Origin of the sequence: Streptomyces sp. Z26, from assembly GCF_003665095.1 — a bacterium.
Lineage (GTDB): Bacteria > Actinomycetota > Actinomycetes > Streptomycetales > Streptomycetaceae > Streptomyces > Streptomyces phytohabitans.
Genome location: NZ_RCHV01000002.1, coordinates 2,633,962 through 2,647,082 on the forward strand (window position 1 = coordinate 2,633,962; position 13,121 = coordinate 2,647,082).

Below are 13,121 nucleotides of genomic sequence, written 5' to 3' on the forward strand. Positions count from 1 at the left end.
GCATGCCCGCACACGAGGATCGCGAGGTAGGGCTCAGAATCGCCGTCGCCCGACGTCTCGCCCGCATGACTCAGCAGGAGCTCGCGGACTCGTCGGCCGTCTCGTACGGCACGGTGCGCGCGGTGGAGCGTGGCGCGAGGGTGCCCAGCGACGAGGTCCTGGAAGAGCTCGGGGCTGCTCTCGGTGTCGATCCGTCTCGGCTGCGCGGCGGCCAGGGCGCCAGCGACTCCCGTATCCGCTCGATCCTCCCAGCCGTGTCCGCGACGATCGCGGCCTACGACGCTCCCTCAGACGGCTCGGTCCGGTCGGAGGGCGAACTACGTGCGGCGGTCACGGAGATGGTGACGTGGCGTCTGGGCTCCCAGTACCTGCGTGTGGCCCGGGAAGCACCGTCCCTGTTGGCCGAGTTGCTGCGCGCACTGCACGGAGCTGGAGGGCAGGAACGGCGGGAACACGCCCGGCTGCTCACCAACGCCCTGCGATCTGCGGACGCTGTGGCGTACAAGACAGGGCAGCTCGACCTGTCGGCACGACTGATCGAACTGATGCGCTGGGCTTCAGCCTTCGCCGAGGACCCTCTACTGGATGCGTCCGTGGCGTACGTACGCGGGGAAGTGTTCCTCGCCGCGCGAGCGCACGAAGCTGGCCTGCGGGTGCTGGAGGCGGCGATCGACCGAGCCCCTGCGCCACACGACGCGCCCGCCACAGCGGCGAGGGGCGCTCTGCACATGCGGGCCGCCGTCGTGGCAGGCAGGGCCGGTGACCCAGAAGGCGCCGACGTTCATCTCGCCGAGGCCCGTCGTCTGGGCGACCCCCTGCCGGAAGACATCTACGGTGGTACGGCGTTCGGGTCGTCGTCGGTACGTATCCACGAGGTGTCGGTGGCGGTCGCCTTGGGTGGGCAGCATCTCAGCCGCGCACTGGATATTGCGGCCGAGTGGTCGCCTCCACTGGACCTTCCTGCGGAGCGACGCTCCTCGTTCTACATCGAGTTGGGGCGGGCGCAGCTCTGGTCAGGGTTGCGCGATGACGCATTCGAGTCGCTGAAGGTCGCTCGACGTACCGCTCCCCAGCACACGCGTGATCATCGATGGGTACGGGAGGACATCGCGACGCTGCGCAGGTTGAAGCGGGGGCACTGCGAGGAGCTATCGAATTTCGCCGAGTGGTGCCACGCGATCTGAGCACTGCTACAAGCGGTAGCAGTTCCGCGACTTACAGCGGGTGACCATCTGTTCCACGCAGGGAAAGCAGATGGGACTCGAAGATGATGACCTCCAGCGCGGAGTGCGCACACGTACGGCCTCAGCACATCAGCATCGCTCGTCTGCACGGCGAAGCATGCATCGACTGCGGTTCCGTATTCGGGCGTCCGTCGAGGGCGGCCCGTGAGGCTGCCGCTGACCTCCGGGACACGCTGGGCGTCGCTGGTCTGGGCTCGCTGTCGCCCATGTACGGCGAGCACGAACTCGAAGCACCGGACGCGGCCCAGCAGGTGGCGGCCCGCCTCCGTCGCGCCTTTCAGGAAGCCACCGGGGGCGGCTTCCTCGACCTGATCACGCATCCCTGGTGCCAGCGGTGCGGGGCCGAGGCGGCGATCGAACTGGGCGACCTTCCTCTCGACACCGCGCGACGGCTCGTGCGCGCCCTTCAGAGGGAGGAAGCGTGATGACGGCGGTACGTGTACCGGAGATCGCGCAAAGCCTTCTGGAACGGGCGGCGGCAACGCGCGAGTACCGTGCCTCGCTCCTTCTTCTTCAGCTCAGCGCTGCCGAGGTCGACAGCGGTCGGGAGGCGGAGCGCGAGAACGCCGAGTACCTGCGGCACGTCAGCACGGCTCACGGGTGGCCCGGACGGAGCTTGGTGGGTGAGGAGGCCGCGGAAGCGGCCTTCACCATCGCCCTGCACGCGGGCCACGACCCGGCGGTGCAAGGCACGTTGCTGCGGATGCTCGGGGAAGCGGCCCGACGCGGGGAAGCGCAGCTCGTGCAGTGGGCGCACGTGTACGACGGCGTGCTCGTCCAGTCCCACCGGCCGCAGTTCTACGGCACGCAGTACCGCGTCGGGCCTACGGGGGTCGTGCCCGTACGGATCGCTGAGCCCGCCCACCTCGACCGGCGGCGGGCCAGCGTGGGGCTGCCGACGTACGCCGAGCAGACCGAAGCCCTGCTGCGCCGGTTCATGGACCCGTCGGCCGCTGCCACGACGTCGCCGCCGGGGTTCGGCCGTACCTCCGGTGCCGGCCGTCGGACGGCCCGGTACGGGGAGGGGCTGCGCTCCGGCACATAGACCCCCGTCCGGCGACCCGGAGGTGACGGGCCGGGTCGCCAGGCGGTTACCACGCCACACCCTTGAACCGCACGACCAGGAGAGATCGCGTGAATGACGTTCCCGGCATGACGACCGACAGCGCCGCCCAACCGGCCCCTTCCGAGCAGCAGTTGCGGGATGCGCTCGCGCGGAAACTGATCGAGTCGGGTGCGGCGCGCAGCCCTCGTGTGGTGGAGGCGGTGCGGACCGTACGGCGGCATCTGGCGACGCCGGATGCGGACATGGCCCTTACGTACGAGCCGGAGGTCGCCACGGTCACCAAGACGGACTCCGACGGCGTCGACATCAGCTCGGTGTCCGCTCCCCGTGTGCAGGCGATGCAGCTGGAACAGGCCGAACTCGCTCCCGGGCACACGGTGTTGGAGATCGGCTCGGGCGGCCCGAACGCCGCCTACCTCGCCGAGGTCGTCGGCGCGGGCGGCCGTGTGGTGACGGTGGACATCGACGCCGAGGTGACCGACCGTGCCGCCCGCTTCCTGGAGGCGACCGGTTACCGGAACGTCACCGTGCTCACCGCCGACGCCGAGAATGGTGCCCCCGAGCACGGGCCCTTCGACCGGATCGTGGTCACGGTGCAGGCCGCGGACATCCCTCCGGCCTGGCGCGACCAGCTCAAGGACGGCGGGCGTCTCGTCGTGCCGCTGCGGATGCGTGGGCTGACGCGGACGGTCGCCTTCGTACGCGACGGCGACACGCTCGTCAGCGACGGCTTCGAGCTGTGCGGCTTCGTCCCCATGCAAGGGATCGGGGAGAACCGCGTGCGCCTCGCCGTTCTCCACGACGTAGCCGGTGAGGAGATCGCCCTGCGTCTGGACGGCCACTCCGAACCGGACACCGCCGCGCTCGCGAGCGCCTTGATGTTGCCGCAGGAGAAGGCGTGGTCCGGCGTGACCCTCGGCGGTGAGGAGTCCAACGAACACCTCGACCTGTGGTTGACCACCGCGCTCGACAACCTCCCGCTGCTGGCGGCGAAGCCCCGTGCGCGGGACCACGGGCTGGTCGCCTCGGCCTCCCCGCTCGGCATCCCCACGCTCGTGGACGGCGACAGCTTCGCCTATCGCACCGTACGGGCGACCGGCGAGGAGGACCGCTACGAGCTGGGCGCCATCGGGCACGGCCCGCGCGGGCGGCAGCTCGCCGAGCGCCTGGTCGAGGAGATCCGCGTCTGGGACCGCGGCCACCGTGGTGACCGGGCCCGTATCACGGTCCGCCCGGCGGGCACGCCGGACGACCGCCTTCCCGCCGACGGCCGCGTCATCGAGCGCCGTCACTCGCGGGTCACGATCACCTGGCCGTAGCCGCCGAGAGGCGCGGTCCAGGTAGCCCAGCACATCCCTACGACTCCCTTTGGAGAGCGAGATGGCACAGGCACAGCAGACCGGTTCCGGCACGGCATGGAAGGCGGCGACCGACTACGGCGGAGCGGGCGGCGGGGACTTCGATCTGAGGATCGAGACCATCGCGTCCGCGCCCGTCCTCGGCGCGCTGCTGAACGACACCAGCGACAACTGCACCGCGACCTGTTCGTCCGCCTGCTCGAACAGCACGTGCATCGGCGGCTGACCGAGCAGCACCCGTAGTGGACGGGCCCGGGGGTGGGCGCCCGGTCGGACGCCCACCCCCGGGGGGTCGCGGCGAATCGGAGGAGTACGCATGCGCTACCGCAGTGTTGACGCGAGCATGATCAGGGCTTCGGTGTTCCCGCTCGTCGACGACGCGCCCGCGTGGCCCGGCGAGGCAGCGGGTGTCGAAGAGGTCCGCGCGTGGGTGGAACAGGTCTGGGCGGACAGCCGATGCGCCGAGGCCGTGGCCCACGCCTCCCCGCGGCTGGCTGCCGCTGTCCGGGAGGTGGCCGAGGGTTCCGCGGGGGCCTCGCGCGTACGACGCACCGGCCGGTCGCTGGCCCGCTACCTGCTGCGGATGCGCTACCGCGCGACGCCGTTCGGGCTGTTCGCCGGTCCCACCGTCGCCCGCACCGGCCCCGTGGCGCGCGCCAACTGGGGCACGGGGGATCGGGCGTTCGCGCGCGCGTCGGCCGCCTGGTTGCAGCAGGTCTCCGCCGCCCTGGAGCACGACCCGGAGGTGCTGCGGCACCTGACCGTGGTGGCCGACCCCGCAACCACCGTGCGCGGTGCGCGCATCACGGTGCTGAACCAGCCGGGCCCGGACGGCCCCACGGACACCTCCCTGCGGCGTACGCCGGTCAGCGAGGCCGCGGTGGTGCTGGCCCGTTCCCCGCTGCCCGTCCACGTCCTGGTGGCCAAGCTCAACGCCACCTACCCCGACGCCCCGAAGAAGGTCATCGAGGCGATGGTGGGCGACCTGGTCGCGCACCGCGTGCTGCTGACCGAGCTAGAGGCCCCGATGACCTGCCCCGATGCGCTGGACCACCTGGTGACCCTGCTCGACGAGAGCGACGCCGACGTACGGACCGCCGTCGGTCTGTGTTCCCTGGTCCAGCTCCTCGACCAGCACAACCGCGCCCGCCCCGAGGAGCAAACGGAGTTGCGCGCGAACGTCGCCGGGGCGATGACCGCCCTGGCCCCGGTGACCGATCGACCGCTCATGGTCGACGTCCGCCCGGACGGCGACCTCGTCCTACCGCACGCGGTCGCCCGCGAAGCCGAGCGCGCCCTGACGGTGATGGCCCGGATCACGCCGTACCCCCACGGGTCGGCGGCGTGGAAGGACTACCGGTCCCGGTTCCTGGAGCGGTACAGCACCGGAACCGTCGTCCCCGTACGCGAGTTGACCGACCCGGACACCGGTCTCGGCTTCCCCGTCGGGTACCGCGGCACGGTCCTGCCCCGGCCCGTCCTGGCCACCACGGCCCGGGACGAGCACCTGCTCGCCCTCGCCCAGGACGCGGCCCTCACCCAGCAGCGCACGATCACCTTGACCGAGGACGACCTCCGCGCGCTCAGCCTGGGCGACCCCGCAGCCGTGCCCGCCCACGTCGAGCTGTGCTTCAGCGTGCTGGCGGAGTCCACCCGCGCTCTGGACGAAGGCCGCTTCCACCTCTCCACCACCGGCCTGTCGCTGGCCGCCGGAGCCCTCGACGGCCGCTTCCTGCCCCTGCTGGAGAAGGCGGACCGGGACCGGATGACCGCCGCGTACGAGGCGCTGCCCACGCTCACCGAAGACGCGACCCGGGTGCAGCTCTCCGCTCCGCCGCTGCGGCACCACACCCACAACGTCGCCCGCACGCCCCAAACGGCCCCGGAAGTCCTGTCCGTGGGCGAACACCATCCGGCCGCCACGATCGACATCGACGACCTGGGCGTGACCGCTGAGGACGGGCGGCTGTGCCTCGTCTCCCTGTCCACCGGCCGCTGCCTGGAACCCGCGGTGATGAGCGCGGTCGAACTGAGCACCGCGACACACCCGTTGGTCCGCTTCCTGTCCGAGGTCCACCGCTCCCACGCCGCCGTCCTCGCCCCCTTCGCCTGGGGTACGGCAGCCTCGCTGCCGTACCTGCCCGAAGTCCGCCACGGCCGTACGATCCTCTCCGCCGCGTGCTGGCGCCTGCGCGCCCGCGACCTCGACGGCCACGGCAGCTGGGAGCAGCGGTTCCTCGCCTGGCGGCTGCGCTACGGCCCCCCGCAGACGGTCTACGCGGGCTCCAGCGACCGGCAGCTGCGCCTCGACCTCGACGTGCGCGGCCACCGCGACCTGCTGCGCGCCGAGTTGGCCCGGCACGACACCGTCGCCCTGCACGAAGCGCCCCCGGAGAGCGCGTACGGCTGGATCGGCCGCGCCCACGAGGTGACCATGTCCTTCGCCACCCAGCAACCCGCCGCCCCCGCTCCCGCGCGGTACGCGGTCGCCCGGCGCGACGACGGCCGTACTCCCGGCATCGCGGACGACGCGTACGTGAAGCTGTACGGCAGCACGGCCCGCGCCGACGAGGTCCTGACCCACCACCTGCCGCGCCTCCTCGACGACGTGACGACGCTGTTCCGGGGGACGTTCACCGATGGGCTGCTGTCCGCGGAACTGGTCGAGGACATGTCCGCGCCGGGCGCGTGGTTCATCCGGTACGCCGACCCCGAACCGCACCTGCGCGTGCGGCTGAGCCTGCCCCGCCCCGCGGACTTCGGCGCCGTGGCCTGGGAACTGGCACGGTGGGCGGACGCACTACGGACGGAAGGGCTCCTCCAACGCGTGCAGTGGGACACCTACGTCCCCGAACACGGCCGCTACGGCACCGGCCCCGCCCTGAAAGCCGCCGAGGACTACTTCGCCGCCGACTCGACCGCCGCGCTGGCCCAGCTGCGCATGGACCTCCCCCCTGGCCTGCGCCCGGCCGTGACCGCCGGCTCGTACGTGGACATCGCCACCGGACTCCTCGACTCCCCCACCGCCGCCCGCTCCTGGCTGATCCGGCACCTGCCGCGCGGCGACGGCCCCGCGACGCCCCGCCCCGCGCAGGCCCTCGCCGTACGGCTGGTCGAGGACGACCCCGGTTCGGTCCTCCGCGACCTCCCCGGCGGCCACGCCGTCCACGACGCCTGGCAGCACCGTCGCAACGCGCTCGCCCGCTACCGCCAGGCCCTGGACACCGCCGGGCTCCCGCCGGGCACCGTGCTGCCGTCCCTGCTGCACATGCACCACAACCGAGTCGCCGGGATCGACACCGACGCCGAGTCCGCCTGTCGGCGTACGGCCCGCGCCGCCGCCTTGTCCTGGACCGTCCGCCGCGAAGGAGAACAGCGGTGACCGCCGCCCCAGCACCCCGCGAAACCGGCCTCTCCCAGCGGCAGTCCCTCGCGCACGGACCGCTCAGCACCGCCCTGCTCCACGTCGAACGCGCCCGCCGCGGCACCGAGGACTGGCACGAAGCACGCCGTCTGCTCGCGACCACCGGCCCGTTGATCGACGGCCCCGACGCCGGATTGTTCCTCGGCGCTCCCGCCCTGTGCTTCGTGCTGCACCTGGCCGCCGACGGCACCGACCGCTACGCGCGCGCCCTGCACACCCTCGACCGTGCGGTGGCCGCACACACCCGTACCCGGCTGGCCGCCGCACACGACCGGATCGACACCGGCCGCCGCCCCGCCTTCGCTGAGTACGACCTCTTCCGCGGCCTGACCGGCATCGGCGCGCTGCTCCTGCTCCGCCACCCCACCGGCGCCGAGCTACGGGACGTCCTGGAGTACCTGGTCCGCCTCACCGAACCGTTCACCGACCCGAACGGACAGGCCCTACCGGGCTGGTGGGTGGCACACGCCCCGGCCAGCGACCCGACCGCCACCCCCGGCGGACACGCCAACGCCGGACTCGCACACGGCATCACCGGCCCCCTCGCCCTTCTCGCCCTGGCCATACGCGCAGGCGTCACCGTCGACGGGCACGAGAACGCCATCCGCCGCATCTGCCGATGGCTCGACCAGATCCGGCAGAACGACCACCACGGGCTGCACTGGCCACCCTGGACCACCCACCACAGCACCCCACCGACCCGACCGGCCACACCCGGCTGGTGCTACGGCACCCCCGGCCTCGTACGCGCCCAACAACTCGCCGCCATCGTCCTCGAAGACGCCGCGCGCAAGCGCATGGCCGAACGCGCCCTCACCTCCTGCCTCACCAGCACCCGTCAGCTCGACAAGGTCACCGACCGCGGCCTGTGCCACGGCCTCGGCGGCATCCTCCGCACCGTTCAACGCGTCGCCCAGGACGCCGAACACCCCGCCGAGTACGACCGCCAACTCGGCGTCCTCGCCCACCGGTTCGCAGCAGCACCCGAACCCGAAGACGACGGCTTCCTCCTCGGCAAGACCGGAGCAGCACTCGCCTTCCAAGACGCCGCCGGACCCCGAGGGCAGTGGGACACCTGCCTGCTCCTGACATGACCAGCCACGACCCCGACCATGTCGAGGACGCCGTCCTCGCCATCCTCGGCGGCGCCCCCGTCGAGGACACGGCCCGCACGACCGGCATCTCCGCACCCCAACTCGCCGCAGCCGTCGAGCAGTACCGGACAGCGGGCCGCGCCGCGCTCGACACCGCGCGAACCGGATGGCACCAGGTCAACATCCGCTTCGCGGACCACGAACACGCAGAGCGCGCGTTCCGCGCCTATCTCGCCCCCGCACTGCGCGCCGAACCCGTCGACCTGTGGTGGTTCCTGCGGAAAGCCCCGTACTGGCGCCTGCGCTACCACCCCGCACCCGGCACGAGCACGCAGGACGCCATCGACCACGTCACCAGCGCACTCGACAGCTCCGTCTCCTGGGGCGTCACCTCCCACTGGAAACCCGCACTCTACGAACCGGAGACCGTCGCCTTCGGCGGCCCGACCGGACTCCCCCTCGCACACGCGCTGTTCCACACCGACAGCAACGGCGTACTCGACTACCTCCACACCACGCAAACCGAACCCTCCCGGGTGCTGGAACCCCGAGAAACCTCCCTGCTGGCCATGACCACACTCCTGCGCGCCGCACGACTGGAGCTCGGCGAACAGGGCGACGTCTGGGCACACGTCGAACAACGCCGCCCACTCCCCAACGACATCGCTCCTGAGCGGATCGACTCCATGGTGAAACCGATGGAACGCCTCCTGCTCACCGACACAGGCCCGTTGGTCGACTCCGGCCCCCTCGCACCCGTACGAACGTGGTTTAAGGCCCTGGACGACAGCGGCCGACGCCTGACGGACGCCGCCGAGGACGGACAACTCACCGCAGGCAAACGCGCCATCCTCGCGCGACACATCCTCTTCCACTGGAACCGCATGGGCTTCACCACCCGACAACAGGCCATCTGGGCCCGCGCGGCACGGCAAGCAGCAACCGGCGAGACGCCGACCAGACGACCGGACTGAAGTAGCGATTCGTTGAGAGTATGGTCACCCGCCACAAGATGAAGTGTTGGCCGTGTGGGCGACAGCCGGCGCCCCTCGAACTCACTCAGAATACGGTCCCGAGCCGCTTATGTAGCATCGGCAAGTGAACGACGACTGCGCGATAGGAGCTTTGCACTCTGCACGTACGGGTTGAATGCACACCTTGCGCTCGAGCACGAACAGCTTCTTCCTCTACTATCCTCGATCGACATATGTCAGACTAGCGTCGTGAGTGAACTCGTGACCGCGATCGCCAGTGGGACGGCTGTTCTCGCCGTCGGAGGAGCAGCCTCGACTGTTCAGGTATGGAAGGTGAAGAAAAGCGCTGCTGAAGCTAGCATGACCCGTAAGCACGGGACGCGCAATTGATTGGATAGATTCGGACCGCAGGGCAAGCGTGGATTGACTACCTCCTGCAAACATGAACACGACCAGCAGACGGACAGAGCGTTGACGAGCCATCATTCACGGTCCACACGAACGAATTACGTGAAGCCACTTACCGAGCGATGGAAAAATCCCACATAAAAACAGTGACGACTTCTCCTACGGGCCCTTTGGCAACCGGATTAGGCAATTGCAACAACAGGTTGAGGAAGTCGTAAGACGCGATGATTAAAACCTTGCGAGGCACTTACTCTCCGCCGACCCAAACCTTGACATTTCCAATCGGGATGCCTTCACGTACGTGCAATTGGAACAGGGCATCTCGACAAAACGCCTGAACCACAGCCCAAAGCTGCGACCATTACGAATGGAGCACTTCGGAGATCCGATATTTATTCCATCGTGATCCCGCACTATCGAAGCAACGTGAGTATATATTACGACGACACGCAAGGAGACGAAGGTGATAGAACTACTAATAAGTGCGATCATCGGCGCGATCATTTCCTGGGTAATAGCAGTACTAATTCACCCTTTGTCAAAGCACCTTGAGACAACTTCTCGAAGACTATACCGACTGAAGCCAATTAGCGTCCACGTCGAACGCGACCCATCGCTGGCTTGGTCTGGGTTCCCCAACTGGATTCCTTCCTTTGTCTACTTTCCTGCACTTCCTCAGAGCCCACCTCCTGAACACCCCCACGATTGGTACAGATGGGCAGTTGAGCACGGAGGAGTTGACGCTTGGAGGACCGTCTTGAAGGTGACGATTACTTCACGTGAATCCGTTAGCGTCGTGGTGGAACCCCCAAAACTACGCCCCCTAGAAACGCGCGTTCGAAATCTTGAAAGTGGCATTATTGCGGTATCCCCGGTCGGTGGTGCCGCAGTGAGTCCAAGACGAATCGAGATCAACCTTGAAGTCCCATGCGCTCAGTGGGTTGACGTAGACAGTGAACCGATAGAGCCCCTGTCTTTACTTCTAGGTCCAGGCGAGACCGAACAGTTCCACATCTTTGTGGAGGCGCAGAGTGGTCGCCACGAGTGGCGCCTGGAAATTCCCGTGCTAGTGGACGGCAAGAGAATGACTGTACCGGTGAGGGACACCAAGCAACTCGATTTTGTCACATGTGGCCCTGAAGGCTTGGAGGAGTATTGGTGGACCGATGACGGTTGGATTCGAAACTCTTCATTCGGTAACACGGCATGAATTTATAGAAGCACTACGGAGGTCACCTCCAGTGTGGAATATCCTTGTTTTCAAATGTCTCCGTACCGGGGGTCGACAGATCTGCTTCGGGAACAACGACGATGAAGACGCATCAGCGTCAAACCGGCTGGGGCCCACTTCGCGAGCGGAACGCCAACTCGGCCTGAAGACCGGACGCGCAATGCTCGGCGCCGCGCGACGTGCTGCGTGCCTTGGTGGCCTCGGCGCGTAGCAGCTTGGCTGTCTGGTTGTCCTTGTAGTTGGCATGGTGCAGGAGCTTGTGCTTCTCGTGCCGTGGCGTGGTCGCTTTGGTGAGCACGGCTTCATGCTCGCCGGCGGGCCCGTCTGCTGGGCAAGAGCGTAGTGCCGCGTGTTCAGCTGCTCCAGTTCCCGCCCGAACTCTGCGCACGTGCGGAGCAGTTCGATACGGTCCGCCTCAGCAGCCGCCCGTTCGTTCCCGCGGAGTACGGGGCGCCCGAAGCGACCGGTCGCGGTTAGCTGCTGGTCGAGTGCTTCGAGGCGCGTCTGAGCGTCGTGCAGTTGAGCGGTGCGTTCAGTGATCGTGGTTTCCAGCGCTCGGGCTTCACGGACGGCCACCGCACGTTCGGCAACGTCTTGATTCCGACGGCCGAGCGCGAGCGCGTTCGGGCTCGCTCCAGCACCGGCCTGCTGTTCAGCGTGGGCGCCAGCGGCCTCCGCCTTCGCGGCTGCTGCCGTGGTGGCGCGTGCGGACGTGGCCGCCATGCGCGCGGCGTCGCGTAGAGACGTGTCGCTGAGGTGCGCGTACGGGCGGCCGCTCGTCGGTTCGGCTCGCGCGGGCCTTTACGGCGCGCAGGAGCGCGCGGGCATCGATGTGGCCGCCCACCTCGGCGGCCACGGCCTTCTCCAACGTCTCCTCGCCGTACAGGTCGACGGCGTTCACGCCGACCGCGTCGGCGAGCTTGAGCAGGGTGGAGGCGGGGACGCGGTGCGATTCCCCGAACCGCTTGAGTTGGCTCTCGATCCTGCGGTACGTGTCCTGCTTCCGCTTGGAGTCCAGCAACGTCGCGGGGTCCACGCTGTGTTCGGCGACGACACGGCGAACGGCGCGGGCCACTACGGCTCCGGACGGGTGTGTGAACGGACGTGCTGTCAGTAGGACTTGGGGAGGCCCAGGGACTGGTGGGAGACGTAGTTGAGGATCATCTCCCGGCTGACCGGGGCGATACGGGCGACGCGGGCCGCCGTGACGAGGGAGGCGAGGCCGTACTCGCGGGTGAGGCCGTTGCCGCCAAGGGTGTGCACCGCCTGGTCGACGGCGCGTACGGCGGCCTCGCCGGCCGCGTACTTCGCCATGTTCGCCGCCTCGCCCGCACCCGCGTCGTCGCCCGCGTCGTAGAGCTGGGCCGCCTTGCGGGTCATCAGCCGGGCCAGCTCGATCTCGATGTGCGCCTGCGCGAGCGGGTGCGCGATCGCCTGGTGGGCACCGATCGGCTCCTTCCACACCTGGCGCGTGGTCGCGTACTCGACGGCCCGGTCCACCGCGTACCGCGCCATGCCCAGGGCGAAGGCGGCGGTCATGACGCGTTCCGGGTTGAGGCCCGCGAACAGCTGGAGGAGACCGGCGTCCTCGTCCCCGACGAGTGCGGATGACGGCAGCCGTACGTCGTCGAGCGCCAGCTCGAACTGCTTCTCCGGCGCGGCGAGTTCCATGTCGATCATGCGGCGGGTGAAGCCGGGGGCGTCGCGCGGTACGACGAAAAGGCACGGCTTCAGCCGGCCGGTCCGCGCGTCCTCGGTGCGGCCCACGACGAGCGTCGCGTCCGCGATGTCGACGCCGGAGACGAAGACCTTGCGGCCGGTGAGCAGCCAGTCGGCGCCGTCGCGGCGGGCGGTGGTGGTGATGCGGTGGGAGTTGGAGCCCGCGTCCGGCTCGGTGATGCCGAACGCCATCGTGCGGGTGCCGTCGGCGAGTCCGGGCAGCCACTCGCGGCGCTGCTCCTCCGTGCCGAAGCGGGCGATGACGGTGCCGCAGATGGCGGGCGACACGATGAGCATCAGCAGTGGGCAGCCCACCGTGCCCAACTCCTCCAGCACGATGGACAGTTCGGTGATCCCGGCACCGCCGCCGCCGTACTCCTCGGGGAGGTTCACGCCGAGGTAGCCCGCCTTGGCGGCGTCCGCCCAGAGCGCGTCGGTGTGCCCGCCCTCGCGGACGACGTCGGTGAAGTACGTACGGCCGTAGCGCTTGCCGAGCGCGGCGACGGCGGCGCGCAGGGCGCGCTGTTCGTCGGTCTCCAGCAGGGTGCCGAGCGCTGCGGCGGGTCGGGCGTCGGTGCGGCTGGCGGTCATACGGGGCCCCCT

12 protein-coding genes are annotated in these 13,121 nt (G+C 69.2%); 9 read left to right on the forward strand and 3 right to left on the reverse strand.

Annotated elements, in window-relative coordinates:
• The first annotated feature begins 2 nt into the window (after positions 1-2).
• From D7M15_RS11590 to D7M15_RS28210, 9 genes are all read left to right on the forward strand, one after another.
• Positions 3-1,184 (forward strand): helix-turn-helix transcriptional regulator, encoded by a 1,182-nt coding sequence (locus D7M15_RS11590; protein ID WP_121517439.1) that lies wholly within the window; start codon positions 3-5, stop codon positions 1,182-1,184.
• A gap of 266 nt (positions 1,185-1,450) precedes the next feature.
• Positions 1,451-1,669, forward strand: a complete 219-nt coding sequence (locus tag D7M15_RS28205) for a hypothetical protein (RefSeq protein WP_127201738.1) — start codon at positions 1,451-1,453, stop codon at positions 1,667-1,669.
• Positions 1,669-2,289 carry a DUF6624 domain-containing protein gene (locus D7M15_RS11600; protein ID WP_121517441.1) on the forward strand — a complete coding sequence of 207 codons (621 nt, stop codon included), beginning with the start codon at positions 1,669-1,671 and terminating at the stop codon, positions 2,287-2,289. Before D7M15_RS28205 ends, D7M15_RS11600 begins: the two co-directional genes overlap by 1 nt.
• 107 nt (positions 2,290-2,396) lie before the next feature.
• Positions 2,397-3,629 (forward strand): methyltransferase, FxLD system, encoded by a 1,233-nt coding sequence (gene fxlM, locus D7M15_RS11605; RefSeq protein ID WP_165906236.1) that lies wholly within the window; start codon positions 2,397-2,399, stop codon positions 3,627-3,629.
• A 61-nt stretch (positions 3,630-3,690) separates the two neighbouring features.
• Complete coding sequence (locus D7M15_RS11610) at positions 3,691-3,894, forward strand: FxLD family lanthipeptide (protein WP_121517443.1); 204 nt, start codon at positions 3,691-3,693, stop codon at positions 3,892-3,894.
• A gap of 90 nt (positions 3,895-3,984) precedes the next feature.
• Positions 3,985-7,050 carry a lantibiotic dehydratase gene (locus tag D7M15_RS11615; protein WP_240649256.1) on the forward strand — a complete coding sequence of 1,022 codons (3,066 nt, stop codon included), beginning with the start codon at positions 3,985-3,987 and terminating at the stop codon, positions 7,048-7,050.
• On the forward strand, positions 7,047-8,186 hold the full coding sequence (locus D7M15_RS11620) for a lanthionine synthetase C family protein (RefSeq protein ID WP_121517445.1): 1,140 nt from the start codon (positions 7,047-7,049) through the stop codon (positions 8,184-8,186). Before D7M15_RS11615 ends, D7M15_RS11620 begins: the two co-directional genes overlap by 4 nt.
• On the forward strand, positions 8,183-9,160 hold the full coding sequence (locus D7M15_RS11625; protein WP_121517446.1) for a thiopeptide-type bacteriocin biosynthesis protein: 978 nt from the start codon (positions 8,183-8,185) through the stop codon (positions 9,158-9,160). Before D7M15_RS11620 ends, D7M15_RS11625 begins: the two co-directional genes overlap by 4 nt.
• 871 nt (positions 9,161-10,031) lie before the next feature.
• Positions 10,032-10,778: a hypothetical protein gene (locus tag D7M15_RS28210; RefSeq protein ID WP_127201739.1), complete on the forward strand. Its 747-nt coding sequence runs from the start codon at positions 10,032-10,034 to the stop codon at positions 10,776-10,778.
• A gap of 118 nt (positions 10,779-10,896) precedes the next feature.
• Here D7M15_RS28210 and D7M15_RS28215 read toward each other — a convergent pair whose 3' ends face one another.
• The 3 genes from D7M15_RS28215 to D7M15_RS11635 form a co-directional block, all read right to left on the reverse strand.
• Positions 10,897-11,097, reverse strand: coding sequence for a hypothetical protein (locus tag D7M15_RS28215; RefSeq protein ID WP_127201740.1), 201 nt, complete (start codon positions 11,095-11,097; stop codon positions 10,897-10,899).
• 354 nt (positions 11,098-11,451) lie between these two features.
• Positions 11,452-11,874 (reverse strand): hypothetical protein, encoded by a 423-nt coding sequence (locus tag D7M15_RS11630; protein ID WP_121517447.1) that lies wholly within the window; start codon positions 11,872-11,874, stop codon positions 11,452-11,454.
• 35 nt (positions 11,875-11,909) lie between these two features.
• The gene (locus D7M15_RS11635; RefSeq protein ID WP_121517448.1) at positions 11,910-13,109 is read right to left on the reverse strand and encodes an acyl-CoA dehydrogenase family protein; all 1,200 of its coding nucleotides are present in this window, start codon (positions 13,107-13,109) and stop codon (positions 11,910-11,912) included.
• Between the last annotated feature and the right edge of the window lie 12 nt (positions 13,110-13,121).

Bases quoted from the DNA above. Each gene is read 5' to 3' on its own strand.
- D7M15_RS28205 (WP_127201738.1), top strand. From the start codon at position 1,451: ATGTACGGCGAGCACGAACTCGAAGCACCGGACGCGGCCCAGCAGGTG.
- D7M15_RS11590 (WP_121517439.1), top strand. From the start codon at position 3: ATGCCCGCACACGAGGATCGCGAGGTAGGGCTCAGAATCGCCGTCGCC.
- D7M15_RS11635 (WP_121517448.1), bottom strand. From the start codon at position 13,109: ATGACCGCCAGCCGCACCGACGCCCGACCCGCCGCAGCGCTCGGCACC.
- D7M15_RS11615 (WP_240649256.1), top strand. From the start codon at position 3,985: ATGCGCTACCGCAGTGTTGACGCGAGCATGATCAGGGCTTCGGTGTTC.
- D7M15_RS11600 (WP_121517441.1), top strand. From the start codon at position 1,669: ATGACGGCGGTACGTGTACCGGAGATCGCGCAAAGCCTTCTGGAACGG.
- D7M15_RS11610 (WP_121517443.1), top strand. From the start codon at position 3,691: ATGGCACAGGCACAGCAGACCGGTTCCGGCACGGCATGGAAGGCGGCG.
- fxlM (WP_165906236.1), top strand. From the start codon at position 2,397: ATGACGACCGACAGCGCCGCCCAACCGGCCCCTTCCGAGCAGCAGTTG.
- D7M15_RS11625 (WP_121517446.1), top strand. From the start codon at position 8,183: ATGACCAGCCACGACCCCGACCATGTCGAGGACGCCGTCCTCGCCATC.